Source organism: Streptomyces sp. NRRL WC-3618 (genome assembly GCF_001280005.1).
Classification (GTDB): Bacteria; Actinomycetota; Actinomycetes; order Streptomycetales; family Streptomycetaceae; genus Streptomyces.
Window position 1 is genome coordinate 1 of sequence record NZ_LGDW01000334.1, and the last position, 329, is coordinate 329.

1 pseudogene is annotated in these 329 nt (G+C 72.0%); it reads right to left on the reverse strand.

The features are described from left to right. A pseudogene (locus ADL01_RS24635) lies at positions 1–329 on the reverse strand (transposase); the annotation flags it as partial.

The following is a 329-nucleotide window of genomic DNA, read 5'->3' on the forward strand; positions in this document are numbered from 1 at the left end:
AGGAGTACGCCTTGTCCCCGGCCACGGCGGCGGGCCGGGTGCGCGGGCGCCCGACGGGCAGCCGGACACGGACCTTCTTCAGGACCGGGACGAACTGCGGGCTGTCGGCGGCCTGTCCGGCGGTCACCACGATCGACAGCGGGCGGCACCTGCGGTCGGACGCGAGATGGACCTTGCAGGTCAGGCCACCTCTCGATCCCGGAAACGGCCGTAGACGGTGGGCCAGGGGCCGAACTCCCCGGGCATCTCCCGCCACTGAGCGCCGGACCGGAAACGCCAGATCACTCCCTCGAACCGGTCCCGCAGCTTCACCGGGTAGGGGCCGTACT